Source organism: Bradyrhizobium sp. CSA207 (assembly GCF_029051685.1).
Classification (GTDB): domain Bacteria; phylum Pseudomonadota; class Alphaproteobacteria; order Rhizobiales; family Xanthobacteraceae; genus Bradyrhizobium.
On sequence record NZ_JAACFT010000025.1, the window covers coordinates 103,318 to 128,264 of the forward strand.

General features: G+C 65.3%; 22 protein-coding genes and 1 tRNA gene. 11 read left to right on the forward strand and 12 right to left on the reverse strand.

What is annotated here, in order from left to right:
* Positions 1-283: 283 nt before the first annotated feature.
* Together metC and GWG65_RS26785 are read left to right on the forward strand one after the other, a co-directional pair.
* Positions 284-1,468, forward strand: a complete 1,185-nt coding sequence (gene metC / locus GWG65_RS26780) for a cystathionine beta-lyase (RefSeq protein ID WP_275198557.1) — start codon at positions 284-286, stop codon at positions 1,466-1,468.
* Positions 1,469-1,624: 156 nt separating this feature from the next.
* On the forward strand, positions 1,625-3,316 hold the full coding sequence (locus tag GWG65_RS26785; RefSeq protein WP_275198558.1) for a Na/Pi cotransporter family protein: 1,692 nt from the start codon (positions 1,625-1,627) through the stop codon (positions 3,314-3,316).
* Between the two features lie 11 nt (positions 3,317-3,327).
* Here GWG65_RS26785 and GWG65_RS26790 read toward each other — a convergent pair whose 3' ends face one another.
* From GWG65_RS26790 to GWG65_RS26815, 6 genes are all read right to left on the reverse strand, one after another.
* Positions 3,328-3,666 carry a lipid-A-disaccharide synthase N-terminal domain-containing protein gene (locus tag GWG65_RS26790; protein WP_148738423.1) on the reverse strand — a complete coding sequence of 113 codons (339 nt, stop codon included), beginning with the start codon at positions 3,664-3,666 and terminating at the stop codon, positions 3,328-3,330.
* Entirely contained in the window at positions 3,663-4,400 is a 738-nt protein-coding gene (locus GWG65_RS26795) for a glycosyltransferase family 2 protein (protein WP_275198559.1), read from the reverse strand. The genes GWG65_RS26790 and GWG65_RS26795 overlap by 4 nt, the downstream gene beginning before the upstream one ends.
* Positions 4,401-4,464: 64 nt before the next feature.
* Positions 4,465-5,310 carry a phosphatase PAP2 family protein gene (locus tag GWG65_RS26800; RefSeq protein WP_275198560.1) on the reverse strand — a complete coding sequence of 282 codons (846 nt, stop codon included), beginning with the start codon at positions 5,308-5,310 and terminating at the stop codon, positions 4,465-4,467.
* Between the two features lies 1 nt (position 5,311).
* Positions 5,312-7,054 (reverse strand): glycosyltransferase family 39 protein, encoded by a 1,743-nt coding sequence (locus GWG65_RS26805; protein WP_275198561.1) that lies wholly within the window; start codon positions 7,052-7,054, stop codon positions 5,312-5,314.
* 50 nt (positions 7,055-7,104) lie between these two features.
* On the reverse strand, positions 7,105-9,213 hold the full coding sequence (pbpC, locus tag GWG65_RS26810; RefSeq protein ID WP_275198562.1) for a penicillin-binding protein 1C: 2,109 nt from the start codon (positions 9,211-9,213) through the stop codon (positions 7,105-7,107).
* 111 nt (positions 9,214-9,324) lie between these two features.
* Positions 9,325-14,529 (reverse strand): alpha-2-macroglobulin, encoded by a 5,205-nt coding sequence (locus GWG65_RS26815; protein WP_275198563.1) that lies wholly within the window; start codon positions 14,527-14,529, stop codon positions 9,325-9,327.
* Between the two features lie 386 nt (positions 14,530-14,915).
* Here GWG65_RS26815 and GWG65_RS26820 point away from each other — a divergent pair.
* Positions 14,916-14,992: transfer RNA gene (locus GWG65_RS26820), tRNA-Arg, on the forward strand.
* A gap of 246 nt (positions 14,993-15,238) precedes the next feature.
* On the opposite strand, the gene GWG65_RS26825 is transcribed toward GWG65_RS26820, so the two are convergent.
* The gene (locus GWG65_RS26825) at positions 15,239-16,519 is read right to left on the reverse strand and encodes a hypothetical protein (RefSeq protein ID WP_275198582.1); all 1,281 of its coding nucleotides are present in this window, start codon (positions 16,517-16,519) and stop codon (positions 15,239-15,241) included.
* 123 nt (positions 16,520-16,642) lie between these two features.
* On the opposite strand from GWG65_RS26825, the gene GWG65_RS26830 reads away from it, so the two are divergent.
* Positions 16,643-16,870 carry a DUF2171 domain-containing protein gene (locus GWG65_RS26830; protein WP_275198564.1) on the forward strand — a complete coding sequence of 76 codons (228 nt, stop codon included), beginning with the start codon at positions 16,643-16,645 and terminating at the stop codon, positions 16,868-16,870.
* A gap of 130 nt (positions 16,871-17,000) precedes the next feature.
* On the opposite strand, the gene GWG65_RS26835 is transcribed toward GWG65_RS26830, so the two are convergent.
* Positions 17,001-17,219 carry a hypothetical protein gene (locus GWG65_RS26835; RefSeq protein ID WP_275198565.1) on the reverse strand — a complete coding sequence of 73 codons (219 nt, stop codon included), beginning with the start codon at positions 17,217-17,219 and terminating at the stop codon, positions 17,001-17,003.
* Positions 17,220-17,354: 135 nt separating this feature from the next.
* On the opposite strand from GWG65_RS26835, the gene GWG65_RS26840 reads away from it, so the two are divergent.
* From GWG65_RS26840 to GWG65_RS26850, 3 genes are all read left to right on the forward strand, one after another.
* Positions 17,355-17,579, forward strand: a complete 225-nt coding sequence (locus GWG65_RS26840) for a hypothetical protein (protein ID WP_275198566.1) — start codon at positions 17,355-17,357, stop codon at positions 17,577-17,579.
* 20 nt (positions 17,580-17,599) lie between these two features.
* Positions 17,600-17,758 carry a hypothetical protein gene (locus tag GWG65_RS26845; RefSeq protein ID WP_275198567.1) on the forward strand — a complete coding sequence of 53 codons (159 nt, stop codon included), beginning with the start codon at positions 17,600-17,602 and terminating at the stop codon, positions 17,756-17,758.
* Between the two features lie 626 nt (positions 17,759-18,384).
* A complete protein-coding gene (locus tag GWG65_RS26850) occupies positions 18,385-18,543 on the forward strand; it encodes a hypothetical protein (RefSeq protein ID WP_275198568.1) in 159 nt (52 codons plus the stop codon).
* A gap of 381 nt (positions 18,544-18,924) precedes the next feature.
* Here GWG65_RS26850 and GWG65_RS26855 read toward each other — a convergent pair whose 3' ends face one another.
* The 3 genes from GWG65_RS26855 to GWG65_RS26865 form a co-directional block, all read right to left on the reverse strand.
* Positions 18,925-19,704: a hypothetical protein gene (locus GWG65_RS26855; protein WP_275198569.1), complete on the reverse strand. Its 780-nt coding sequence runs from the start codon at positions 19,702-19,704 to the stop codon at positions 18,925-18,927.
* 168 nt (positions 19,705-19,872) lie between these two features.
* Positions 19,873-20,097 (reverse strand): hypothetical protein, encoded by a 225-nt coding sequence (locus tag GWG65_RS26860; protein WP_275198570.1) that lies wholly within the window; start codon positions 20,095-20,097, stop codon positions 19,873-19,875.
* A 90-nt stretch (positions 20,098-20,187) separates the two neighbouring features.
* Positions 20,188-20,424, reverse strand: coding sequence for a hypothetical protein (locus GWG65_RS26865; protein ID WP_275198571.1), 237 nt, complete (start codon positions 20,422-20,424; stop codon positions 20,188-20,190).
* A gap of 266 nt (positions 20,425-20,690) precedes the next feature.
* On the opposite strand from GWG65_RS26865, the gene GWG65_RS26870 reads away from it, so the two are divergent.
* On the forward strand, positions 20,691-21,038 hold the full coding sequence (locus GWG65_RS26870; protein ID WP_148738412.1) for a DUF6481 family protein: 348 nt from the start codon (positions 20,691-20,693) through the stop codon (positions 21,036-21,038).
* Positions 21,039-21,200: 162 nt separating this feature from the next.
* On the opposite strand, the gene GWG65_RS26875 is transcribed toward GWG65_RS26870, so the two are convergent.
* Positions 21,201-21,446, reverse strand: a complete 246-nt coding sequence (locus GWG65_RS26875) for a pentapeptide MXKDX repeat protein (protein WP_275198572.1) — start codon at positions 21,444-21,446, stop codon at positions 21,201-21,203.
* Between the two features lie 351 nt (positions 21,447-21,797).
* Here GWG65_RS26875 and dctP point away from each other — a divergent pair, with 351 nt between their 5' ends.
* Genes dctP through GWG65_RS26890 form a run of 3 tightly spaced genes read left to right on the forward strand, consistent with a single transcriptional unit; the run spans position 21,798 to position 24,723 of the window.
* Positions 21,798-22,820, forward strand: a complete 1,023-nt coding sequence (gene dctP / locus GWG65_RS26880) for a TRAP transporter substrate-binding protein DctP (RefSeq protein ID WP_275198573.1) — start codon at positions 21,798-21,800, stop codon at positions 22,818-22,820.
* Entirely contained in the window at positions 22,817-23,368 is a 552-nt protein-coding gene (locus GWG65_RS26885; protein WP_275198574.1) for a TRAP transporter small permease, read from the forward strand. The genes dctP and GWG65_RS26885 overlap by 4 nt, the downstream gene beginning before the upstream one ends.
* The gene (locus tag GWG65_RS26890) at positions 23,365-24,723 is read left to right on the forward strand and encodes a TRAP transporter large permease (RefSeq protein ID WP_275198575.1); all 1,359 of its coding nucleotides are present in this window, start codon (positions 23,365-23,367) and stop codon (positions 24,721-24,723) included. Before GWG65_RS26885 ends, GWG65_RS26890 begins: the two co-directional genes overlap by 4 nt.
* Positions 24,724-24,947 lie beyond the last annotated feature (224 nt).

A 24,947-nucleotide genomic window follows, 5' to 3' on the forward strand; every position in this document is an offset into this window, starting at 1 on the left:
GCCGAACACTCGCCCATCCCGGGAGGCCATACCTTCATCCCTGCCGCACGCGCCCGCCACGATGATTATGGGCGCATGGTCCAGTCAGACGATGGATCGAAGGTCGCGGCAGGCCCCTCAACATGCGGCGACTGAATAGCACCTGCGCATCTGAGAGCGACTGGCGAGCCGGGTCAAGGGGTTGACGGGACTCTTCTGTGTTCTGTTATTAACGACAGCGGCCTCCGGCCGGCCCGTGGGTGCGACGCGTGCCCGGCGGAAACGCGATTTTGAAAGCAGACGCATGGATTCCTCAGACCCCCTCCAGCAGCACGCCGAGACCCGGCTGGTCACCTCCGGCCGCGACACCAAGGCGCAGAAGGGGTTCGTCAATCCGCCGGTCTTTCACGGCTCGACCGTGCTCTATCCGACCGCCGAGGACCTGCACGCCCATCGCGGCGAGTTCCAGTATGGCCGCCATGGCACCCCAACCACCAGGGCGTTCCAGGAGACGCTGATGGCGCTGGAGGGACCCCAATGCGCCGGTGTCGGCATTGCGCCGTCCGGGCTGGCGGCGATCTCCACCACCCTGCTTTCCGTGCTGAAAGCCGGCGACCATCTGCTGGTCTGCGACAACGTCTACCGCCCTACGCGCAATTTCTGCAACGGCCTGCTCGCCCGTTACGGCATCGAGACCAGCTATTTCGACCCGCTGATCGGCGCGGGCATCGAAAAGCTGTTCAAGCCCAACACAAGCGCGGTACTGGTCGAGGCACCAGGCTCGCAATCCTTCGAGATGCCCGACATCCGCGCCATTGCCGATGTCGCGCATGCGCGCGGCGCGCTCGTCATCGACGACAACACCTGGGCGACCCCGCTCTATCACCGCTCGCTCGAACAGGGCGTCGACATCAGCATGCAGGCGGCCACCAAATATATCGGCGGCCATTCCGACATCATGTTCGGCACCATCTCCGCCAATGCCAAGGCCTGGCCGCAGATTGCCGAAGGCGTCCGCCTGCTCGGCGTCTGCGCCGGCCCCGACGACGTCTTCCTCGCGCTGCGCGGCCTGCGCACATTGTCGGTTCGGCTCGCGCAACATCATCGTTCCGGCCTCGATATGGCGCGCTGGCTCGCGACACGGCCCGAGGTCGCGCGCGTGCTGCATCCGGCGCTCGAAACCGATCCGGGCCACGCGATCTGGAAGCGCGACTTCACCGGCGCGTCGGGCCTGTTCAGCATCGTGCTGAAGCCGGCGCCGCAGAAAGCCGTCGACGTCATGCTCGACACGCTCAAGCTGTTCGGCATGGGCTTCTCCTGGGGCGGCTTCGAGAGCCTCGTGATTCCCTTCGATTGCGACAGCTATCGCACCGCGACCAAGTGGGCGCCGGGCGGCCCGACGCTGCGTCTGCATATCGGGCTCGAGAGCGTCGACAATCTCAAGGCCGATCTCGACCGCGGCTTCGCTGCCCTCAAGGCGGCAATGTAAGCCTGCTCACAAGGCATCGCGCCTGAGGACGCGGCACCGCGCTCTTGGGAACGCGCGACTGCCGCAGACGTTAACGCCGACGCGCCAACAAATGATATTTGATCCGTTGTGGTTTGGCATTAGCCTCACCACTCGACTCCAATCCGGACACGGAGCATGGGAACATTGGTTCTGCTCGATCTGATGGGCGGCGTGGCACTGTTGCTGTGGGGCCTGCACATGGTCCACAGCGGGATTCTGCGCGCTTTCGGTCCCGACCTGCGGCGGCTGCTCGGCAAGGCGCTGAGCAACCGCTTCAGCGCCTTTGCCGCCGGCCTCGGGCTGACGGCGCTGCTTCAGAGCAGCACCGCGACCGCGCTGCTCACGAGCTCCTTCGCCGCCGAGGGCCTGCTCAACCTCGTCGCCGCGCTCGCCATCATGTTAGGGGCCAATGTCGGCACGACGCTGATCGTGCAGGTGCTGTCGTTCAACATCGCAGCCGTCGCGCCGGTCCTGTTTGTGCTCGGGCTCGTCGCCTTCCGCTCGGGCCCGCGCTCGCGCATCAAGGACATCGGCCGCGTCCTGATCGGCCTTGGCCTGATGCTGCTGTCGCTGCACATCCTGCTTGACACGCTGGCGCCGGCCGAAAATGCGCCGGGCGTCCGTGTCGCGATGTCGGCGATCACCGGCGATCCCGTGCTGTGCATCGTCATTGCCGCGCTCGTCACCTGGGCGGTGCATTCGAGCGTCGCCAGCGTGCTGCTGATCATGTCGCTGGCCTATTCGCAGTTCATCTCGCCTTATGCCGCGCTTGCGCTGGTGCTCGGGGCCAATCTCGGCAGCGCCATCAATCCCGCGTTCGAAGGCGCCAAGCGTGACGATCCTGCGAGCTATCGCCTCCCGGTGGGCAATCTCATCAACCGCGTGATCGGGATTGTCCTCGTTCTGCCGTTCCTGGGCGCGATCGCCGAGCACATGCACGCCTGGCAGCCCGATCTTGCCAGGATGACGGCGGCGTTCCACATCGCGTTCAACGTCGGCACCGCCGTCATCTTCATCGGCCTGCTCGACGCCATGTCGCGCCTGTTGACCCGGATCCTGCCCGATCGCGTCCAGGAGGCCGATCCGGCCCGGCCGCGCTATCTCGACGAGACCGCGCTGGAGACCCCGTCACTGGCACTCGCCGATGCCGCCCGCGAGACCCTGCGCATGGGCGACCTCGTCGAAATCATGCTGCGCAAGGTGATGGCCGCCATGATGACGGGCGACCGCGCGCTGGTCGACCAGGTCTCGAAAATGGACAATTTCGTCGACGGCCTTGACGAAGCCATCAAGCTCTATGTGACGAAGCTGATGCGGGGCAGCCTCGACGAGAGCGAGGGCCGGCGCGCGATGGAGATCATCTCCTTCGCCATCAACCTCGAACATATCGGCGACATCATCGACAAGAGTCTCAGCGAACTCGCGACCAAGAAGATCAAGCGGCGCTTCCAATTCTCGGCCGAAGGCGCTGAGGAGCTCGCCGCCTTCCACAAGCGCACGATGGATTCGCTGCGGATTGCCTTCGGCGTGTTCATGGCGGGCGACGCCAACGAGGCCCGCAAGCTGCTGGTCGAGAAGACGGCGTTGCGCAACACCGAGATTGCAGCGGTCGAGCGCCATCTCGAGCGTCTGCGCGAAGGCCGCCCCGAGACCATCGAGACCACGTCGCTGCATCTCGACGTGCTGCGCGATTTGCGCCGCATCCATTCGCATATCTGCTCGGTGGCCTATCCCGTGCTGGACACAGCGGGCGAGCCTTACCGCAAGAGCGAGGCGGATGCGGCCGCCCTGCCCGCGTCAGGCGCGGCGTCGGCGTTGCCGCGCTAGTCCCGGCCGCATTAGCGATCCAGCGTCTTCGAAGCCGTGCCGTGGTTCTTCCAGATCAGCATGATGTTGCGAACATAGATGATGGTGGCGAAGACCTGTCCGAGGATGATGACGGGCTCACGCTTCACGATGCCGTAGATCAGCGTCATTAGACCGCCGCCCATGGAGCAGAACCAGAACGCCATCGGCACCACGCTGTTTCCGGCGCGCTCGCTCGCGATCCATTGCACCAGGAACCGCGCGGTGAAGAACAGCTGCGCGATCAGGCCGAACGCGAGCCAGAAGTCGAACTTGGCGATGAAAACGTCATAAAAATAGTTGCTCAGCGCCTGGCCGTATTGGATGATCATGGCCTCACCTCAGTCACATCCGGTGTCGGCTTCTTGCGGCGGATCAGCCACCACACGCCGGCGAGATCCATGATCCCGATCCACAGCCGGTCGAAGAAGCCGTAATTTGAGACGCCGGAATGGCGCGGCCGGTCGATCACGTCGACATAAGCGATCTCGTAACCTTCACGGCGAACCAGTGCCGGAAGGAAGCGATGTAACCCGTCGAAATAGGGCATTGTCAGGAAGACCTCGCGCGGGAACGCCTTCAGCCCGCAGCCGGTGTCGCGCGTGCCGTCCTTCAGGATCGCGTTGCGGACGCCATTCGCCACCCGCGACTGGAATTTCTTGAAGCCGGTATCCTTGCGCCCGACGCGTTGCCCGGCGGCGAGACCGACGCGCCCCGCTCCCTGCTCGACCGCGGCGATCAGGTCCGGCAGGAAGGCCGGATTGTTCTGGCCGTCGCCGTCGAGCGTGGCCACGATCGCGCCGCGCGCTGCGCGCACGCCACTGCGGACCGCGGCGGACTGGCCGGTCGATCTGGCGTGGCGAAGCTGACGCAGATTGTCCCGCTGCTGCATGATCCCGGCGAGACGTTCGCCGGTCGCATCGGTCGAGCCGTCGTTGACGTAGATGATCTCGTAGGCCCAGCGGCCGTCGAGCGCCGCACCGATCTCCGCGATCAGAGGCGCGATGTTATCGGCTTCGTTGCGCACGGGAACGACGATGGAAACCGAAGGCTGGGACGACGACAAATCGAAATCTCGTGGTTGGAATTGGCCTGCCCCGGGGAACCGGGGCCCCGGCAGGCAGCCGCTTTTATGGGGCCGATGCCCCGTGGGCAACCCTTTTGAGGCGGCCCGCGAGCGGCCCCGGAAGCGCCACGATGGTGCCGTCGGCGCGGATGGTAAAGCCGAGCCTTCGGGCCGCAAACCAGTACCGGACCGCCATGGCGCCGACCATGCCGACCAGGGCGCCGGCCACCACGTCGCTCGGATGGTGCGCAAGCAGCACCAGCCGCGTCAGCAGGATCACGATTGCGTAGGTGAACATGAACACGCGCAGCCGCGGCCACAGTGCGGACACCGCAACCGCCAGTGCGAAGGCCGTCACCGCGTGCCCGGATGGCAGACTGGCATAAGCTCCCGTTCCCTCGAACGGTATGAAGTTGAACGGATTGGCCTGCCCGCCGACGAACGGACGCCCGCGGCCGACGAGATATTTCAGGATCTCGGCGACGAACACGGGGACGGCAACGGACAGAAACATGAATTGCAGCCGGGTGCCGAGGCCGAGCAGGAGCGTACGGTGGATGCCGTGCAAGCTGGCCGCAACAAGGGCCACGGCCACGAGCATCAGGCCCAGCACCGAGAGCACGTACTCGTCCCTGCCGAAATCGGTGAGGATGCGGATCGGCCACAGCCCAGGCGTGCCACGCGCCGGCATCAACTGGATCTCGGTGCGGTCGAACGCGACCATGAGCGCGATGACCAGCGCCGCGCCCGCCATGCTGAGCCACAGCGAATGCCGCGCCAGCTTCCGCGCGGCCTCGGCACGGCGCGAATGCGATGGCGTGCGCACCAGCTGCGCGAGCGCACTCCGGGATACCGCGAGCAATTGCGCGGGATAGCTCGCGCGCGGCGAGATGTCGCTGGATGCCGACATCCTACTCGGTACCTTCCGAGCGGAAGATCGAGATCGAGATCGCGCGCCCTTGCGAGAAATTATAGCCATCGATGCGCGCGCCGACCTTGTAGCGCAGCCCGGTCGCCTCGGCGCGCTGCACGAAGCTGCGCTCCGAGCGCTGCTCGATCAGCGCGAAGCGGCAGCTTCCTTGCCGCAGGAAGTCCGCTGCGCCCGACCCATCGGTGAGCAGCGTCGAGGTGCCGGTCAGGAACACCAGGCTCGGCTCGTGATAACCGGCCGATGCCGCCTTCGGCCCGACGCAGGTGACGCTGCGCAGGGCGCGCGCGATCTCGATGCTCGGAAACAGCGGGATCAACGAGGGCAGCACGATTCCGTAGATCGCCACCGCCAGCATCAGGGCAGCGACCAGCGCGTTGAGCAGCGAGCGCTCGGCGCGGTTGTTGTCGTGCAGCCACCAGGCGAACAGTCCGAAGATCAGCGACGCCGCGATGAACGGCCAGGCCACGAAGGCAGGCTGCCGCGTCAGCATGACCGCGCCCACCACCGCGATGATCGAACCGCCTGCCGGGATCGCGAACCACCAGGCCGAGCCGCGCATCAGCCAGGACCACGACAGCACGCGCCGCTCCAGCGCGCCGGCGGTGAGGATCGCGATCGCCGGATAGAGCGGCAGCACGTAATGCGGCAACTTGGTCAGCACCGCTTCGAACACGATCCAGGACGGGACCAGCCACGCCAGCAGGAATTGCGCACCGGGCTCGCGCCGCGCGCGCCACACCGCCGGCGCCGCCATCGCCGCGAGCGGCGCGCCCGGCCAGAACGTGATCCAGAACAGCGCCAGGTAAAGTCCGGGCGGCGCGCCGTGGGATTCCTGGGCGCCGATCTTGCTCAGCATGTCGCCGCCGACGGAATCGGCGAAGAAGGCATCGCCCGCGCGCCAGAAGATCGCGACGAACCAGGGCAGCACCAGCACCAGCATCCACATCAGGCCCCAGACCGGGCGCAGCTTCCACAGCCAGGACGCATCGCGGTCCTGGATTGCGAGCGCGACGATGGTCAGGCCTGCGAACATCAGGATCAGCGGCCCCTTGATCAGGATGCCGACGGCCAGCGCGGTCCAGAAGATCGCGGGCCAGCTCCAGGGCGGATGTGTCTCGTCCTCGGCACGCTGCCAGGACAGATAGGCCCGCGCCATCGCCCCCATCGCCGCGACCACGCAGAACAGCAGCATCGCATCGGTCTTGGCGAGCCGTGCCTCGACGCCGAGCAGCACCGAGGCGGACATCATCAGCGCCGCCAGCACCGCGGCGCGGCGCGTGACGAAGCCGAGCGCGGCCCAATAGGTCATGAGCACGGCGCCGGTCGCACCAATCAGCGACGGCAGCCGATAGACCCAGATCCGCAATTCGGCCCGAGGCAGCCCCAGCGCCGAAGCGGTTTCGACGGCAGCCGATTGCAGCCAGTAGATGCCGACCGGCTTCTTGTAGCGGACGTCCTCCTGGAAGCGGATGTCGACATAATCGCCGCTCTCGACCATCTGCTTGGTGGCCTGCGCAAAGCGCGCCTCGTCGCGGTCGATCGGCGGGATGGTGAAGAAGCCCGGCAGGAACAGCAGCAGCGCGCAGAGCATCAGAAAGCCGACGGCGCGGGCATGGCTGGCCGTGACGAAGTCGAGCATGAGCACGAGCCGACTGCCCGGATTCACGGGCGATTTCGGCTCTCGCGGTGCGCCAAAACGGGGGCGTGGGTAGGTCTCGGCCATCGGTTCCGCTTACGCTGAAACCGCCATCGCGACAACCGCTTGAGGCAGGGTCATTGAATTCGAATGACAACTGTGTCCGCGGCGCCCGTGGCGTCGATCACGGTCAGGCGGGCAAAGCCGGGACCGGGCGGATCGATCAAGCGCTGGCGGCGTCCGTCGATCTCGCCGAGCGACGTGCCGTTAACCAAAATGGTCATCGGCAAAACCCCGCCGGCGACCTTGACGGGCATGGCGGCCGCCTCGAATCCGCTCGAGCGATCGACGTCTATCCGGGAACCGTTGAGCGGGAACTGGATGTGCAGGGCCTGCTCGCCCCCGGTCCTGACCAGTTCGCCCACCGGACGGAACCGCTTCAGCGGCAACGGCAGCTTCGCATTGCTGGCGACCAGAGTGCCCTTCGGCGGCTTCGGCAGCGGCACGAGCGTTTTGCCGGTCCGGGCAAAGGCATCGAACAGAATGGGTGCGGCGGCCACGCGGCCGATCAAGCCCGGAACCGGCGCACCGTCGGGCCGGCCAACCCAGACGCCGACGGTTATGCGGCCGTCGAACCCGACCGACCAGGCGTCGCGGTAGCCGTAGGAGGTACCGGTCTTGAAGGCGATGCGGTTATGCGCAGCGTTTTCCGGCGGCGGTGTGCCGAGCAGCACGTTGCCGACCTGCCAGGCCGGAACCTGGTCGAGCAGCCGCAGCGGGTCGCGCGCGTCTTTGTCCGCCATGACCTCGCGCAGCGGCCTCGTGCTGCCGAGCCGGGCGAAACCGGTATAGAGCTGAACCAGGTCCTGGAGGCTCACGCCGACGCCGCCGAGGCCCATGGCAAGCCCCGGCGCCTCGTCCTTCGGCAAGACCAGATTGCCGCCCGCCTGCCGCAACCGCGACGCCAGCCGGCTCGCGCCGACGCGGTCGAGCAGCACAATGGCAGGCACGTTCAGCGACATCTGCAGCGCCTTCTTCACCGGCACCGTGCCCTGGAATGTCATGTCGAAATTTTCCGGCGCGTAGGAGCCGAAGCGGACCGGACGGTCGTCGATCAGGCTTTCGGGGTGGACAAAGCCGTCCTCGAAGGCCAGCCCGTAGATAAAGGGCTTCAGGGTCGAACCCGGCGAGCGGATGGCGCGGGTCATGTCGACCTGTCCTGCCCGGCGCTCGTCGAAATAATCGGCCGAGCCGACGCGGGCGAGCACGTCGCCGCTCTCATTGTCGACGACGATGATGCCGACCGAGATGTTCGGACCCAGCGCAATGGCGCGGTCGCGCGCCAGCGGCTCGAGCACCTTCTGGAGATTGGCGTCAAGCGTCAGCTTGATGACCGGCGTATCCTTGACGGTCGAAAGTGCGCTGTCGGAAGCATGCGGCGCCAGGATCGGCATCGGCTTGCGCAACTTCGGCACCGGAACGGCCTTGGCCTGCCTCGCGTCTTCAAGACTGACCTGATGCTCCTCGACCATGCGGTCGAGCACGCGGTCACGCGCCTTGCGCGCGGCGTCGGGATAACGATCGAGCCTGCGCGTCTCCGGCGATTGCGGCAGCGCGACCAGCAGTGCGGCTTCGGCGAGCGACAGCCGTTTCGGCTCCTTGCCGAGATAGGCGATCGAGGCGGCGCGGATGCCTTCGAGATTGCCGCCGTAAGGCGCCAGCGCGAGATAGAGATCGAGAATCTGCTCCTTGCTCAAGCTGCGCTCGATTTCGATCGCACGCACGATCTGCCGCAGCTTTGCATAGAGCGAGCGCTGCCGCCGCGGCTCCATCAGCCGCGCGAGCTGCATGGTGATGGTCGAGCCGCCAGAGACGATATGGCCGCTTGTTGTGAGTTGCAACGCGGCCCGCCCGAGCGCCAGCGGGTCGATACCATCATGGGCGTAGAAGCGCTGGTCTTCATAGGCGAGCAGCAGCTTCAGATAGCTCGGATCGACATTCGCCTTGGCATCGACCTGCAACCGCCAGCGGCCGTCCGCCATGGCATAGGCGCGCAGCAGTTTTCCGTTGCGGTCGATGATGGTGGTGGAAACGGCGCGGGCTTCGTCGAGCGGCAGCGGGCCGAGCGAGTAAACCCAGGCGACGAAGGCGACGATAGCGAGAATGAATGTGAGCGCGGCGGCAGAGAGGACAGGACGCCCCCCGCCCCTTGCTCCGTCATGGCCGGGCTTGACCCGGCCATCCACGTCTTTGCCAGTTGAGTGCGCGTCCGTGGATGCCCGGGACAAGCCCGGGCATGACGACTGTGTGTGTGGCTCCGCTTCGTTCATACCACTCAGCTCAAATTTGCGCCCAGCTCACTTCGTCGCCCGCACCTCGACGGTGCCCGTCCCAGTGCGCCCGTAGCGCGAAGGGTTGTACATGTCCTCGACATAGGCCTGCGGCAGCACATATTTGCCGGGCGAGACCGCACGCACGACATAGGCGACGGTGAACACCGATTTGGAGTCCGAGGCACGATCGACCGCCGCGGTGAAGCGGTCGTCACGGAACTCGGTATCCTCCGGCTCCTCGCCATCCTCGATCCAGTCCAGCGTGCCGCTGTCCCCGGACGAGACCAGCTTTGGATTGTCGATCTCGAGGCCGGCCGGCAGATAATCGGACACCATGATGTGCCCGTACTCCGGCTTGGCCTCGGTGATCTTCAGCACCACCGCAAAACGATCATTCTGCTTGACCTTGCTGATGTCGGCTGGCTTGCCGCCGAGCGTGAAGTAGCTGCGCTCGATCTTGAAGCCATTCGAAGCCGCCGGCTCCGGCGTCACCGGCGAGCCCGAGACCGAGACCACCGCCTGCACCGGCGCGTCACCGGTGTTGGTGATCTTCAGCGGCTTGCCGTCCAGCGTCGCGGCCTTGTAGCTGCGGTACAGTGCAGTCTTGACCGGCTGCCCATCGATCTCCATGGACAGGTTCTCCTTCGCGAGCGCGCGTGCGGCCAGCACCAGCCACGCATTCTCCTGCGTGGAGGTGTAGGGCGTCAGCCCGCGCGCGGTTTCCACCCGCGACACGGCCTGCGTCAGTGTCGCCCTCGGCGCGTTGCCTTCGCTGGCGAGCGAAACCAGTGCTGCGGCGTCGCGGAGCTGCGAGCCGTAATCGGTGCGGCCGAACTCCAACACCGGTTTTGGCGCGAGCGAGTCGAGGGCTGCGCCATAGACGCGTTCGGCGCGGTTGCGGTCGCCGACCAGTGCGAGCGCCGCCGCGAGCTGCGATTTCGCGATCGGTGTTGCCAAGTTGCTCAGCTTGGTGTCCGCGAGATAGCGGAGGTCGCCGATCGGCGCTGCGCCATTGCGGGCGAGCACGTAGAGGCCGTAGGCGAGATCGCGGCCGCCGTCCTTTTCCGGCTCGTTGCCGTTAACGACCGAGTTGCGGATGCGGTCGAGCGCGTTCTTGAACAGCACGTCCGGCACCACAAAGCCCTTTTCACGGGCGCGGGTCAGGAAGTCCGTGACGTAGGCATCCAGCCAGGCATCATCGCCGCCGGCCGACCACAGGCCGAACGAGCCGTTCGAGCCCTGGCGCGCCAGAAGCCGCTCGATCGCATCGCGGATGCGGCTATCGACCTCGGTGTCCATCGCCAGATGCGCGCCGGCCGCAAGCTCGTTGACATAGAGCAGCGGCATGGCGCGGCTGGTGATCTGTTCCGAGCAGCCATAGGGATAGCGGTCGAGCGCTTTCAGGATCGTCGCGGCATCGAGCGCGGTCGACAGACTCGCCGAGACCGAGACGCTGCCGGTTCCCGGCACGAGGTCAGAGAACATGTCCGAGGTCAGCGTCAGGCTCTCGCCCTTCGCCAGCGTCCGGATCGAGCGCCGGGCCAGCACCTGCGTCGCCGCCTTGACGTCGAACGCATAGTGGCGGGCGAGCGTAAGGCCGTTCGGTCCTTTGATGTCGACATCGAGCGTCGCCTGCCCCGCCGCGGTCGCATCGATTGCGAGCGAGAACGAGTTGCGCTGCTTGGCGGCGAGCTTGACGGTGGTCGCGGGATTGCCAGTCATCTTCACCGGGCCGCCCGTGCTCACGTTGATGACGTAGTCGCCGGCCTGGCCCTCGACATTGTCGATCTCGAGATTGACCGTGCCGCGGTCGCCGTTGAGCAGGAAGCGCGGCAAGGTCGTGGTCAGCACCACGGGATCGCGGATCACGACATCGGTGTTGGCGCGGCCGAGCTTGGTCGCGGTCCACGCCACCGCCATCACGCGCGCGGTGCCGGCAAACTCCGGAATATCGAAGCTCACCTCTGCGGCGCCGTCAGCGCCGACCGTGACGATGCCCGAATAGAGCGCGAGCGGCTTTTGCGCGGGCGGCGAGCCCTGCAATTCGCCAGCACCCGCATCGCCGCCGGATTTGATCTGGCCGCGCGTGCCGGACATGCCGTCGATGAGTTGCCCATAGAGATCGCGGATCTCGGCGCTCAGCCGGCGCTGGCCGACATAGTAATCATCCGGCGCCGGCGGCTTGTAGTTGGTGAGATTGAGAATGCCGACATCGACTGCGGCGATGACGATCTTGGCGTCTTCGCCCGGATTGAGCCCGTCGACCTTGACCGGGATCTTCAGCATCGCGTTCGGCCGGATCAGTGCCGGCGGCGTCAGCTTCACGGCCAGCGTGCGGGTCTGCTTGTCGATACCGAACCATTTGAGGCCGATGGCGCGGCCCGGCATGCGCTGGGCGGCGGCATCGAGCGGCCGGCGCAGTGTTGCCACTACATAGGCGCCGGTGCCCCAGTCCTTGCCGACGGGGATCTTGACCTGCGCGGTGCCTTCCTTGACGTCGATGGTCTGCGTCGTCAGCAGACGATCGCCGAGCACGTTGATGGTGAGCTTGCCGGGGCTACGGACATTGACCGACACCGTCATGGTGTCGCCGGAGGCGTATTGCGGCCTGTCGATCGAGGTCTCCAGGAGATCCGGCGTGTCGGCGCTGCCGTCGGAATACCAGCCGACGTCGAACTGCACCGAAGTCACCGGGCCGTCCGCATCGTTCGACTTGACGTCGAGCCGGTAGCGGCCGGGTCGCGGCGCCAGCGAGATGCGCGCCGGCTTGTCGGCGGCGACCGTGACGTCACCGTCGGCAACGCGCGAGGTCGACTTGACCGGCTCGTACTCCCAGTAATTGTTCTGGCGATACCACTGATAGCGCGACTCCATCTTCAGGAGCTCGTAGCGCAGGCCGTCGCGGGGCAGCGTCTTGCCCTCAGGCGAGACGAACAGGACGTCGAACTCCGCCTTGTCGCCTTCTGCAACGTTCTTGTCGCCGAATAACGGCTTGATGCCGATCATGGCGTTGGCGGGCGCGACCGGCAGCACCAGCTTGCGCTCGACGGCGCGGCCGCCGGTCTCCACCATGCGGATGAAGATCTGTGCCTCCTGCGGACGCGTCGAGGCCGACTGCTTGTCCAGCGTCACCGGGAAAGTGGCGACGCCGTTGGCGTCCGCCTCGGGTAGGTTCTCCAGCGGCGTGCGCTCGTTCGAGGTGGTCTCCTCGTCGGCGACGCCGAACTGGTAGCCGGCAAAGCCCGGCCGCTCGGTGGCGGGCGCGACCAGCATGTCGCCTTCGAGCTGGAGGCCGGAGGCCGGCGCGCCATAGAGGAAATGACCGTCGGCCTTGAGCTCAACAGGAGCGTTAGCTTTGATCAGCTTGTCCTTGGCGGACAAGTCGAATTCGATCCGGTCCGGGACGTAGTCCTCGACCATGAAGGTGGTCTCGCCGACCGAAGAGCTCTTCGGATCGGTGAAGGCGCGCACCCGCCAGGTCCCGGTCGGGACCGCTGAGTTGAGCGGCACGGACAGCGTGCGGCCGCCGGCGCCCTGGTCGGCCAGCACGGCGCGGCGGAATTCGACGCCATCGGGACGTTCGATCACCAGCGTCAGCGGCCCGCCGGTGACGGCGTTGCCCTGCCCGTCGCGCAATAGCGCGGTGAGATAGACCGTCTCGCTGGAGCGGTAGACGCCGCGCTCGGCATAAACGAAGGCGTCGGCACCTGATGGCACCGCGCGGCCTGCGACGCCGCGATCGGACAGGTCGAAGGCAGAGGTCTTCAGGCTGAGGAAGGCGTAGTCGGCCTTCTCGCCCGTGACGGTCAGCATTGCCGGCGACAGACCACCCTCGCCGCGCGCCAGCCCCGCCTCGAACAGCACATGGCCGCTGTCGTCTGTCTTGCGGGTGGCCAAAATCTCGTTGTTGCGGGCGACCAGCCGCACCTCGGCCTTCCCGACCGGATCGGTCGACGCCAGCGAGTTGACGAAGACATGGATGCCGTCATTGCCGGAATAGGCCGACACCCCGAGGTCGGAGACGATGAACCATTGGGTCGCGAGCTGGTAGTCGTCGTCTGAGCCCGGCCCCTTGGCGGCGGCGGTCATCACATAGACGCCCGGCTGGAGCTCGCCCAGCGCCTGGTCGACCGGGAATGCGGTGGTGACGTCCTGATTCAGCGTCGTCGCGGTCGCAAGCTCGCCGGACCAAACCTTGACCCCGCGCTCGCCGCCGAGGTCCGCGAGCTGGTACCTGGACAGCGTCTTCTGGAAGTCGCTGTCGACCACCGTGTTGATGAGGTTGCGATCGCCGATCCGGAACACGTTGATGTTGACCGCGGGCGTGTTGACGCTGACCACGGGAATGCCGCGCTGGCCGGTCCTGGGCAGCACATAGGCGCGGCTGGTGAAGCGCACGAACGGCTTGCGGTCGCGCACATAGATGTTGAACTCGGCCGATTTCGGCAGTCCCTCCTTCACAGTCGACGGCAGGCCGGCGCGCAGATTGACGTTGTAGCGCTCGCCGTGCTTCAGCCCGTCGACGCAGAGCTGCTTGCCTTCGGCCGACAGCGCCGGCTTGTCCTGACCCGCCAGCGCCAGGAACGGCGCGAAGTCGGTGCGCTTGGCGAGCTCTTCCGAGAACTGGAAGCAGGCGCGCGGACTGGCCGAGTCCGAATCCACGGTATAGTCGAGCAGCCGGAAGCCGTACTCGTCGCGCAGCTTCTCATATTGGCCGCGGACGTCGGCGATCTCGCGCATGTCGAGCGACAGCCGCAACGCATCCAGCGCCGGCCGCCACAGCTTGCGTTCGGCCAGCGATTTTCCGAGCACCGCGAGCGCATCGGCCTCCTCGCCCGGGTTACCGGCGCGCTGATAAGCGATGTAAGAGGCGATCGAGGCACGCTCCAGCAGGAAGGTCTGCTCGCTCGAACTCTTCGGCGTGATCTGGAAGATGACCTTGGCCAGCCGCAGCCAGTTGCCGGCATCCTCGGGCGCGGTTGCGGCGATCTGGCCGAGGACCGACAGGCCGCTGCGGACATCGTTGCGCCGGAAGGCGGCATCGGCGTCGTTGCGCAGCGTCGCGTTGGTCTTGGCGACCGGCCCCGCCTCGCTCTTGATCTGTGCCTCCAGCTTGATCGCGGAATCGGCGAGATCATCGCGCTTGAAGGCCTTGTCCGCGCCTTGCGCAGCCGCAAGGCCGAACGCCAGCGCGGCGCAGAATGTGAGGGCGCGGATCAGACCGATCATGATGGACTCCCGGGATCGCGGACGAGGGCCGCGGTGGCATGAAGTGCGCGGAAAGGTGACGGACTCAAGGCGATGGAACCAAAGGTGCAATTCGTCGCATTCGCCATGGCAAGGCAAGCCCAGAGCTGCCCAAGGACCGCCGGTTAAGCGCCGGCAGCGGAAAAGATGTACGGGCAAAGCACGTCCGGACCCGGCTATCGGGCACAACGCAGCTTGCCGCCGCGTCGCGAGAAGCCGGCCAACCGCACTCCGCCGCTCCGCTTTGTCGCTTTGGCGGTGAAAACGGTTCGGTTCAGGCTTGGCGGAGGTGCGGATTTTTCATATGTGCCATGGTAGAAGCCCCCCAGGCCTCACGAGAGAAGCCTCGCCAGAGGCCGGCACCAGACGGTCCCATAGCTCAACTGGATAGAGTAGCGGATTTCTACTCCGCGGGTTGCAGGTTCGAGTCCTGCTGGGATCGCCAATCTCGCCCGGTTCGGGGCCTGACATCATTGTAAAAAAGCGTCTCGCGCCCCGCCCACATCAGGGCCAGCTCGTAGGATGGGTAGAGCTCTCGCGAAACCCATCAAGCTTTTCACCTCTCGGTGCTGACATTCGAGCGAACATGCTTCCCGGTCTGGTGGACAAGCACGCATGACAATGATCGTGGCCACTCGGCCGACGCGATACGCGCGATGGGTTTCGCAAGGGCTCTACCCATCCTACGGGCTCATGCGTTGACACGGCTCGCTTGACGCCTCGCCCACCAGCCTGCAATCGCCGCGGTGAGATCCTCCCACATTTCGCTCGGCAAATCAGGCACCGCCACCCGGACGCTGTACCGATCCGTCATCGCGTCGTGAAACCACTCCGTCGCGGCGAAGTCGAAACCAAAACTGCCGGCGTGGCGGATTGGGAAGCCCGCGCTATTCAGATCGCAGCTCATGTCTTCGGCGGCTTGCCGCGCGGTCGCCTCAATGAGGGGACGCTTGCCGCGGAGCGTGACGTAGAGGCCGTGGGTGAAATGCAGCTCGGCCGAACGCGAGGCGAGTTCGGAGGCGAAATAACGCGCGGTGTGCCGGCCGTTGCGCAAGATCGCTGCGACGCGTTTCTTCGTGAGCGCCCAATAGGCCGCCGTGCCCATGAATGGAGGAAAGTGCGCCGGCAGGGCCGCGCCGCCGAGAAGCCGCACGGCGTTGCGGGTTTCCGCCGCCAGGCATTCGGACATCAAACGGCTTGCGTTGAGGTCCTTGCCTCTCCAGCGCACGAAGACCGCAGAGCCGAGCCGGCCGTATTCCACTCCGAGCGAATCCAGCTTGTTGTGACTGCGCACCATCACGACGGGAATTCTCCACCGCCCGGCCCATCTCAGCACACGCCGGATGCGGCCCGATCTGCCGGCGAAACATGTCGTGTCGAAGATCAACAGATCGAGCGCCGAGCCGTCGCAGCGCAGGACCGCTTCGAACGCTCCCGCGGAGGCGCAGGAATCCAGCAGGAGAATTCGAGGTAGCCCGGCCGGAGCCAACGCGTCGCCCAGCTTGAGTGCGACAAGCCGCAAATGAGCGACAAAGCGCTCGATCAGTTCCAGCGTCTCGCCGTAGGTGCCCGGCAGCACCAGAATCTCGGCCTTGTCGATGATTTCTGCTGAGGCGAGCAGCAGCGCCGAGATCGCGGCCATGCCAGAGGCGGTATAGATCGTCTCGCTCGTGCTGCCGGCTTCGTGTTGATAAAACGACGGGCCGCTCACCTTTAGATCCGCGCGCTGGTAGTCGTAGCTGAACGCGAACGGACCGCTGGCGGGATACGCCGTATGCGACCAGGCCGTCTCGGTCGCGTTCCAATCCTGCAGCGCATGCTCCGCACGCAGCGCCGCGGCGATCCGGAATTTGGATTTCACGACCTCGTCGACGGATCGCGGACGCGGCAGATGCAACGGGCTTCTCAGGCAATCATTCAGCAGCCCGATTTCCCTGTGCTTTCGTTCCAGATAGGCCTGAATGGTCTCCATGCGGATCTTGGTCACTGCGCCTGAAGTTCAACGTTTGGCGCGTGAATTGGCTCCAAAAGCCGGCTCCGGCCTGCCCTGCAACCAAGATCGGTCCGCGAAGTTGTGACAGCACAAGGAGGACACATGAGCGAAATCAGAGAGCACATGAAGATCATCGGCAAGGACGGCGTTCACGTCGGCACCGTCGATCGCGTCGAGGGACAGCGCATCAAGCTGACCAGGAAGGACAGCCCGGAAGGACACAAGGACCATCATCACTACATCGACAGGAAGTATGTCGGTGCGGTCGAAGGCGATGTCGTCAAACTCTCGCTGAACGCGGACGCCGTCCCGAAGACGGAAGCTGCGTGACATCAAAGCCCCTTCGGGGGCTTTTTGCTTGTTCACGATCCGACTCCGCTTCGTTCCCGAAGCACGAATCGTGGTCGCGAAAAAGAGCTCCGCGCATGTCCTAAGACTTGGTTGCGATGGCGCAGACCAATCATGCGTCGAGGGTCACGAGCATGGGCCGAAACCGGTAGGCATCGATCGCAGCGTTCGACAGCAGCAGCCTGCGCCGCTCGCCGCTCAGCATCATGCGGTCGATCCGGTTCAGGATGAACCGGGCAGAATCCCTGCGCTCGCCCGTGAGCAGGCCGGACTGGTCGAGATATTTCCAGGCAATCTCGAACGATTGCGCGCGCAACTCGGGATCGGTCATAGCCGCCCAACGTCGGCAAGGACCGGAAGTTCCTGGTTGCGAGCCCGGCCAGGGCAGATGCGCCGATCTGGTCAAAATTCATGCGCGGCGGAACAACTCCCCGGCGCACTGGTAGTCTGGGCAAGGGAGATCGCCATGAAACAGATCATCGCACTCGCCGCATTCGCCGTCATGTGCAGCTCCGCTTTCGCCCAAAACACGGGTCCTGCCCCGCAGACAGGCATGGAGAGACCTGAGAACACCAACGGGGCCACGCCCAAGGGCGCGATGGACACCACCGGCATGAACGTGGATCGCGCCAACCAATCCGAGACCAAGGACAAGAAGGCTACAACCAGGCAGGATCCCAGGAGCAAATAGCGAGACCGATGCGAGGGCTCATGAAGCCGGCAAAGTCGCTCAAGCAGCAGGCGCGTGTGGCCGAGAAGGCTGCCCGGCAAGCCGCCGACGAGTTCGTCGCAGGCCAGATGAAGGCGCTGGCCTCCGCGTTCCGGGCCCAGGCAAAAATCCTCAAGAAGAAAAAGAAGAAGCCGCCGTAATGCGCGTGCCTTGCGTGGCAATTTGGAGGTCACGAAAGGTTAGACGATTTCCGATTGAAGCGTTGGGGGAACGAACGCGCGACCGGCGCGTTGAACACGGGAATGCGTGCTGCCGACTTGCCAGCCCCGGTCGGCTTTGAAGAACCCCGTGCTTGCCCCCGAGCACGGGGTTTTCTCATGCGGCGGTCCGAAGAGCGCCAGCTTACCAGGTATCACAGATGCGGCCGCCGCCGGCCAGTCGGGATCAGTCCGTCCGGTCGTCGCGCGGATCGCGCGCGAGCAGATGCCAGGCAACAGCCAGCTGGATGAGCTTTTGCCGGTCGTCGCCCTCGGACGCCGCCGCCCGTTTCATTGCCGCCTCGGCCTCGCGCTGTGGATCGTACTTGTTACACATGCGGCGGACTCTAGCCGGCCGATCTGGACAAGGGCGTGGCAGTTTTGTCCGTATGATTCCGGTCTTGTCGCCGGCGAGCCGGCGCGGGCTGCGCCGCACGAAGCGGCGGGCCAAGCTTCAATTCAACGGAGCTGTGAACTGCGTCACAGTCCAAGCGCCGTGCCTCAGCTAAACGTCATGACAATCCGCGGAGCACGGCAAAGCCTGACACGATATGGGTGGTCTTTCCGTCATGACAGAAGAAGCAGCAACGGCTGAGATCGCCACGCAACGACAAAGGCCCGACCTGCTCGGCATGACCTTTCTCGGGACCATCGCCATCGTCATGCTGGCCTGGATCGGCGCCCTGATCTGGGGCGCAATGGCCCTACTGAATTGGCTTGCGTCTTAAGGCAGGTCACCCCGCCCCTGCTCAAAGCCGCGCGCGTTGCTGCGGCTCGTGCGCTAGAACAGGCAGGGCAACACCTGCACCACCTTGATCCCGCCGCAAACGATCATGGCCCAAAGCGCCACGCTGATCTGGATTGCATCCAGCATGTCCCATCCCCGCGAATCGTTTCCCGAAAGTTTTTTCTTTTAAAAGTCGCGTGAAGCGGCAAGAAGTGCCAGCGCTAATTTGAGGCAGTTGTTGTGCGTTGCCGCAAAGGGCGTCGCACAAACCGGACCATGAGTGCATCGGGTCGATGATTTGCATCGGAGCCGCTTGTCCCTCCGCCAAAACACATGAGGCGGGCACCGGCCCGCCTCATTCACTCAGATATCGCCTATAGGCTCAGTAGCAGGCACGGGGATCGGCCTGCACATACTGGCCGTTCGGATAGCGGTAGTAGCAATTGCCCTGAGCCAGATAGTAGCCCGGCTGCGAAGCGGCCGTGGCGCCTGCGATCGCGCCGGTCGCGCCGCCGAGAACCGCGCCCGCGGCTGCGCCGGTCGCATTGCCCGAAATCAGGCCACCCAGCACGCCTCCGACGATGGCGCCGCCAAGGGCGCTCGCGCCGGGATCGGCCGGCGGGGGCGGCGGAGGCGGCGCATAGGCGACCGGAGGCGGCGCTGGCGCATAGGCCACCGGCGCGTCGTCGATATGATCTTCGGAGATGTAGGCGGGCGGGCCCTCGATCCGCTGCGGATAATAGTACCGGACGCCGCCAACGTCCCACCACCAGCCGGAGCGGCCGTTGTAGACCCCATGGTGCCAACGCCCGCCATCCCAGGCGAGGTTGCCGCGATAGCTGTGTCCGCCCCAGTCGCGCGCCGGCGCGGGACCGCGTGTCATATAGCGACCGGGAGGCGGGCCGCCGCCGCCGTGAGGACCAGCGCCGGGACCCGGACCGGCATGAGCCGGCCCGCCAGGCTGTGGCGCTGGCCGGGCCGCCTGCTGCGGGGGTCCGCTGCGCATGTTCTGCGGATTGTGCTGCGGCGCGCCTGAACCCGGCCCCGGCGGCTGGCCGGAGTCCCTCGGCGGCCGGACCTCTTGCGCTTGCGCGGACAGCGCAAGCAATGACATGGCCGAAACCAAGGGAATGATGATCTTCATGCGGCTGAACGCACTCATGCGTGCTTGACCCCTACTCTCTCGATGCCGTGGTGCCCGCGCGATAGCCGATTCGGCTCGCGCCCGGGTGATGCCGGCTGACATGACTGACCTGCGTGGTCGGCTAAGTCCCGTTACAAATGTTTAAGATCACAGCAATTTTTCGTCCGGCGACCGACTGGACCGTCTCTAGCGGGCGGGCTCGATCACGTTGCAGTTGCGGCGCCCCGACATCAGGCAGTCCTGCATCTTGCTGGCGGCGGTGAGGTCGCGAGTTAGCCACCAGCCGACCCCCAGGATGACGATGACGATGATCAGTCCGGCGATCGCGCCGCGGCGGTTGTCGCTGGATTGGGGCTTTGCTTGAGGCTTGGGTCGGGATCTGGGCATCTCGCCGGGGGCGGGCTTGGGCATGGCTACCTGGTGGCGCGGACGAGACCGGCTTTATCACCTCTGCGACGTCGCGTCACATCCCGATCGGCCGCTCCAATTCAGCCTCCTAGTTCAGCCTCGGGTCGGCCTGACCAGGTCCTTGCGCGAGGTCTCGGTTGTCGGGGTCGCCTGCTGCACGCGAGGCGCGCAGGTCGTCAGCACGAACGCCGTCTGGCTGCACTCCCAGCCCGCGCCCAGAACCGCACTCTCGATCGGCTGAGGACGAGCGAACAGCAGCCCGGCACCGGCCAGCGCCGCCACCGTGAACGTGATTACGAGAGCTTTCAGGCTCAGCCGGAAGAAAGTCATGCCCGGGCTCCGTCTTATATCGGGGCGGACGCTAGGCGCCGCCTTCGTCGTTCCCTTATGAGGGACATCACAATTCGGCAGTTTTTCCTGGCTACGAACGATCGGCTGGTCCAGCGATTTTTCGTCTACCTGATCGGCTGCGATTATGGGTGGCTTTGCGACGCGCATGGATGTACACGCTGGCGTCACGGGGCACGCGTTTGATGCGGCCTGCGTACCCACGCGAATGATGTAAGGCTGAAAGCGAGGATGACAAGGCTCGTGCGATGAGTGGATTCAGAGAACCCGGCTTTGCGGACCGGCAAAAAGCGGCGCAGGACGCACGTAAAAATCTTTTGAACAAGTTCAAGTCCCAACCGGGGCCTGACGATCCCGCCGTCGCGGCGCGGCGCGCCGAGCGTGAGATCGCCGCGGCGAAGCGCGCCGAAGCGAAGGCTGCCCGCGAGGCCGAGAAGGCTGAGCAGCGGCGTCGCGAGGAAGAGGCTGCGGCGCTCGAGGCTGCGCGGATCGCCCGCGAAGCCGAAGAAGCGGCCGCCAAGGCGGCCGAGGCCGAAGCCGAGCAAAAGGCCAGGCGCGACGCCCGCTATGCCGCCCGCAAAGCCAAGCGGAAGTAACGCTCAATTGAAATTGAACTGAGGCGCGCCTCAGTTCACACCTCGCTACGGAACGGTGTTACCGGGTCCGCGCATAAGCACGGCCCGACGACAGGCCCTGGATTCGAATTTGGAACGCTGGGCTCGCCTCAACGAGGCGAGCCCCGGCATGACGGCGCGAGATCAGTTCTTCTTCATCATCCCGTCATCTTTCTTCATCCCGTCCTTCGACATCGTGTCCTTCTTCATGCCGTCGTCCTTGGACATGGTGTCCTTCTTCATCATGCCGTCCTTGTGCATCGTATCCTTCTTCATCATGCCGTCATCCTTGCCCATCTTGTCCTGAGCGAAGGCGGCCGGCGAGAGCGCGAGGCCAAGCGAGAGAGCGGCAGCCGAGACGCCGAGCGCGATGCGGGTGCGAATGGTCATGACTAGTCTTCCCTTCGAGATGATGTTTGTCAGCGACGGATGCCGCTATCCAGTCTCGACGGATCGATGGCCGACCTTGTTACGCCGCCCCCGACAAATTTCCCCGAACCGCTGCCGCCCATCGTTGCCCTCCATGCGTTGACCGCGATCACGGCCGCGCGAGCCGGGCCGTTGCGCGGACGAAGGCCGACCGCAAGTGTGCGGTGCAGCAAGACCAACCCTTGCCGCGGCATTCGGTCTCGAACTATCAGATGAGAGAATATCGGGTGAAAGACCGGCTAGAATGGGCCCAAGCGTCGGTCCCAAAGACCCAAATCACGCCAAACAAGAATCGTCCAAGGGGATAAAACCATGTTCACGCGCCGCCATTTGCTCGCGACCGCCGTCGCGGCACCCGCCATTCTCCGCTTCGGCACCGGCACCGCGCATGCCGCGACCACGCTGAAGATCTCGCATCAATTCCCCGGCGGCACCATCGACAAGGGCGATTTCCGCGACCGGCTGTGCCGCATGTTTGCCGCCGAAGTGACCAAGCGCAGCAATGGCGACATCGCCGCGGAAATCTATCCGAACTCATCGCTGATCAAGACCAACGCGCAGTTCTCCGCGATGCGCAAGGGCGCGCTCGATATCAGCCTCTATCCGATGCCCTACGCCGGCGGCGAATTGCCGGAGACCAATATCGGCCTGATGCCCGGCCTGGTCACGACCTACGACCAGGGCCTGCGCTGGAAGAAGGAGCCGGTCGGCAAGGCGCTGACCGATTTCCTCGCCGACAAGGGCATCATCCTGCTCACCTGGGTGTGGCAGGCCGGCGGCGTTGCCAGCCGCTCCAAGCCGATCGTGGCGCCGGAAGATGCCAAGGGGATGAAGGTGCGCGGCGGCTCGCGCGAGATGGACATGGTGCTCCAGACCGCCGGCGCCTCGGTCCTGTCGGTGCCGTCGAACGAAATCTACGCGGCGATGCAGACCGGCGCATGCGATGCCGGCATCACCTCCTCCACCAGCCTGATCTCGTTCCGGCTGGAAGAGGTCGCAAAATCGCTAACCTCGGGCGCAGGCGCCTCCTACTGGTTCATGCTCGAGCCGCTGATGATGTCGAAGGCGATCTTCGACAAGCTGCCCAAGAATCAGCAGGACGTCCTGCTCGCGGTCGGCACCGAGCTCGAAGCCTTCGGCCGCAAGGGCGCGCAGGACGACGACGTCGAGGTCGCCAAGGTCTATGAGAAGGCCGGCGCCAAGGTCTCGGTGCTCGATGCCGCCACCGTCGGCAAGTGGCGCGACATCGCCCGCGACACCGCGTGGAAGGACTACAGCGCCAAGACCGCGACTGCGGCCAACCTGCTCAAGCTCGCAACCGACGTCGCGGCATGATCCACGGTCCGCTGGATCGTGACGACCGGACCAGCGCGGCCGCGGGCAACAGCCCCGCGGCTGCGCTCGATCGCGGTCTCGCCGTCCTCAACAACATCATCGTCGTATTTGCGGCGATCGCGCTGGTCGCGGCCTGTGCGATCCTGAGCTACAGCGTGCTCAGCCGTGCGCTGTTCAAGGCCGCCAATTATTGGCAGGACGAGGCCGCCGTGTTCCTGCTGGTCGGCGCGACCTTCATGACGGCTGCCTATGTTCAGCAAAATCGCGGTCATATCGGCATCGAGGCCTTCGTCGGCCTGCTGTCGCCGATGGCGAACAGGATCAGGCTCTGGCTCGTCGATGCCGTGACGCTTCTGTTTTGCGCGTTCTTCACCTGGAAATCCTGGACGCTTGCGCACGAGGCCTATGTCGACGGCCAAGTCTCGAACTCGATGTGGTCGCCGCCGCTCGCCATCCCCTACTCGCTGATGGCAGTCGGCATGAGCCTACTCTGCGTCCAAATCATCGTGCAGCTCGCGCTGCCCTTCGCTGGAGGCCGGCGGCCATGAGCGTCTTCGGTATCGGCCTCGCCTACGGGATTGCGACGCTGCTCGTGATGTTTTCGGGCATGCCCATTGCGTTTGCCCTCGGCGCCGTCGCGGTCGTGTTCATGGGCATCTACATGCCCGCTGCCTCGCTCGATACGGTGACGCAGAACGTCTATGAGGAAATGGCCTCGATCACGCTCTTGTCGATTCCGCTCTTCATCCTGAAGGGCGCCGCGATCGGAAAGTCGCGTGCCGGCCAGGATCTCTACTTGGCGCTGCACGCCTGGCTGCATCGCGTGCCCGGCGGGCTCGGCGTCGCCAATGTCTTTGCCTGCGCGCTGTTCGCGGCGATGGCCGGCTCCTCGCCTGCAACGTGCTCGGCGATCGGCTCGGCCGGCATCCCCGAGATGCGCAAGCGCGGCTATTCCGGCGGCTTTGCCGCCGGAATCATCGCCGCCGGCGGCACGCTCGGCATTTTGTTGCCGCCGTCGATCACCATGATCCTGTTCGCGGTGGCCGCCGAAAAATCACTCGGACGGCTCTTCCTGGCCGGCATTGGCCCCGGCCTGTTGCTGGTCTCGCTTTTCGGCGCCTATGCCGTGATCCGCTTCCGCCAAGAATATGCCGCGGCCGCAGCGATCTACAAGAACGGCGGCCCCAAAGCGCCGATCCTGGCCCGCGACGAATACACGCTGGCGGAACGCTTCAGCGTGCTGCCGCGCGTGATCCCCTTCGTGCTGCTGCTCACCGGCGTCATGATTGCGCTCTATGGCGGCTACGCCACGCCGTCGGAAACCGCCGGCCTCGGCGGCCTGCTGGCGCTGGCGCTGATCGCGGCGATCTACAGCGTGTGGCGCCCGAGCGACCTTGCGCCCATCATGAAATCGACGGTCCGGGAATCGACCATGCTGATGATGATCATCGGCATGTCGCTGCTCTATTCCTACGTGATGAGTTATCTGCACATCTCGCAGTCGGCGGCCGAGTCCGTCGTCGCGATGCACCTGCCCCGCTGGGGGCTGCTGTTCGCAATCCTCGTCATGGTCGTCGTGCTCGGCTTCTTCCTGCCGCCGGTCTCGATCATCCTGATGACGGCGCCGATTATCCTGCCGCCGCTTCGCGCCGCCAATTTCGACATCATCTGGTTCGGCGTGGTCATGACCATCGTGATGGAGATGGGGCTGATCCATCCACCGGTCGGATTGAACATCTTCGTCATCCGCAACGTCGCGCCCGATATCCCCTTGAGCGAGGTGATCTGGGGCACGCTGCCGTTCGTGCTGCTGATGATGGCCGCGGTGCTGCTGCTGTGCTTCGTGCCGGGGATTTCGACCTGGCTGCCGGACCTGGTGATGGGGTCGGATGGGAGCCGGTGATGCTGCCGTAGGGTGGGTTAGCTTTGCGGCTGCACGAAGCGCAGTCCGAAAGGCGTAACCCGCCAAATTCGTCCCGGATTCGCTGAAGGATGGTGGGTTACGCTTCGCTAACCCACCCTGTACCCTTCTGGCGTTCGTGGCGGCCGTTCGGTGTAGACTGGCCGTGCGGGCCGATCTGCCGGGAGCAGCCTTGCCCACCTGTGCCTTGAGCACCTTCGTAGGAA

Bases quoted from the DNA above. Each gene is read 5' to 3' on its own strand.
- GWG65_RS26825 (WP_275198582.1), bottom strand. From the start codon at position 16,519: ATGGAGACCATTCAGGCCTATCTGGAACGAAAGCACAGGGAAATCGGG.
- GWG65_RS26890 (WP_275198575.1), top strand. From the start codon at position 23,365: ATGAGCGTCTTCGGTATCGGCCTCGCCTACGGGATTGCGACGCTGCTC.
- GWG65_RS26855 (WP_275198569.1), bottom strand. From the start codon at position 19,704: ATGAGTGCGTTCAGCCGCATGAAGATCATCATTCCCTTGGTTTCGGCC.
- GWG65_RS26845 (WP_275198567.1), top strand. From the start codon at position 17,600: ATGAAGCCGGCAAAGTCGCTCAAGCAGCAGGCGCGTGTGGCCGAGAAG.
- GWG65_RS26865 (WP_275198571.1), bottom strand. From the start codon at position 20,424: ATGACTTTCTTCCGGCTGAGCCTGAAAGCTCTCGTAATCACGTTCACG.
- GWG65_RS26850 (WP_275198568.1), top strand. From the start codon at position 18,385: ATGACAGAAGAAGCAGCAACGGCTGAGATCGCCACGCAACGACAAAGG.
- GWG65_RS26800 (WP_275198560.1), bottom strand. From the start codon at position 5,310: ATGTCGGCATCCAGCGACATCTCGCCGCGCGCGAGCTATCCCGCGCAA.
- GWG65_RS26870 (WP_148738412.1), top strand. From the start codon at position 20,691: ATGAGTGGATTCAGAGAACCCGGCTTTGCGGACCGGCAAAAAGCGGCG.
- GWG65_RS26815 (WP_275198563.1), bottom strand. From the start codon at position 14,529: ATGATCGGTCTGATCCGCGCCCTCACATTCTGCGCCGCGCTGGCGTTC.
- GWG65_RS26785 (WP_275198558.1), top strand. From the start codon at position 1,625: ATGGGAACATTGGTTCTGCTCGATCTGATGGGCGGCGTGGCACTGTTG.
- metC (WP_275198557.1), top strand. From the start codon at position 284: ATGGATTCCTCAGACCCCCTCCAGCAGCACGCCGAGACCCGGCTGGTC.
- GWG65_RS26805 (WP_275198561.1), bottom strand. From the start codon at position 7,054: ATGGCCGAGACCTACCCACGCCCCCGTTTTGGCGCACCGCGAGAGCCG.
- GWG65_RS26885 (WP_275198574.1), top strand. From the start codon at position 22,817: ATGATCCACGGTCCGCTGGATCGTGACGACCGGACCAGCGCGGCCGCG.
- GWG65_RS26830 (WP_275198564.1), top strand. From the start codon at position 16,643: ATGAGCGAAATCAGAGAGCACATGAAGATCATCGGCAAGGACGGCGTT.
- GWG65_RS26790 (WP_148738423.1), bottom strand. From the start codon at position 3,666: ATGATCATCCAATACGGCCAGGCGCTGAGCAACTATTTTTATGACGTT.
- GWG65_RS26835 (WP_275198565.1), bottom strand. From the start codon at position 17,219: ATGACCGATCCCGAGTTGCGCGCGCAATCGTTCGAGATTGCCTGGAAA.
- GWG65_RS26875 (WP_275198572.1), bottom strand. From the start codon at position 21,446: ATGACCATTCGCACCCGCATCGCGCTCGGCGTCTCGGCTGCCGCTCTC.
- GWG65_RS26860 (WP_275198570.1), bottom strand. From the start codon at position 20,097: ATGCCCAAGCCCGCCCCCGGCGAGATGCCCAGATCCCGACCCAAGCCT.
- dctP (WP_275198573.1), top strand. From the start codon at position 21,798: ATGTTCACGCGCCGCCATTTGCTCGCGACCGCCGTCGCGGCACCCGCC.
- GWG65_RS26840 (WP_275198566.1), top strand. From the start codon at position 17,355: ATGAAACAGATCATCGCACTCGCCGCATTCGCCGTCATGTGCAGCTCC.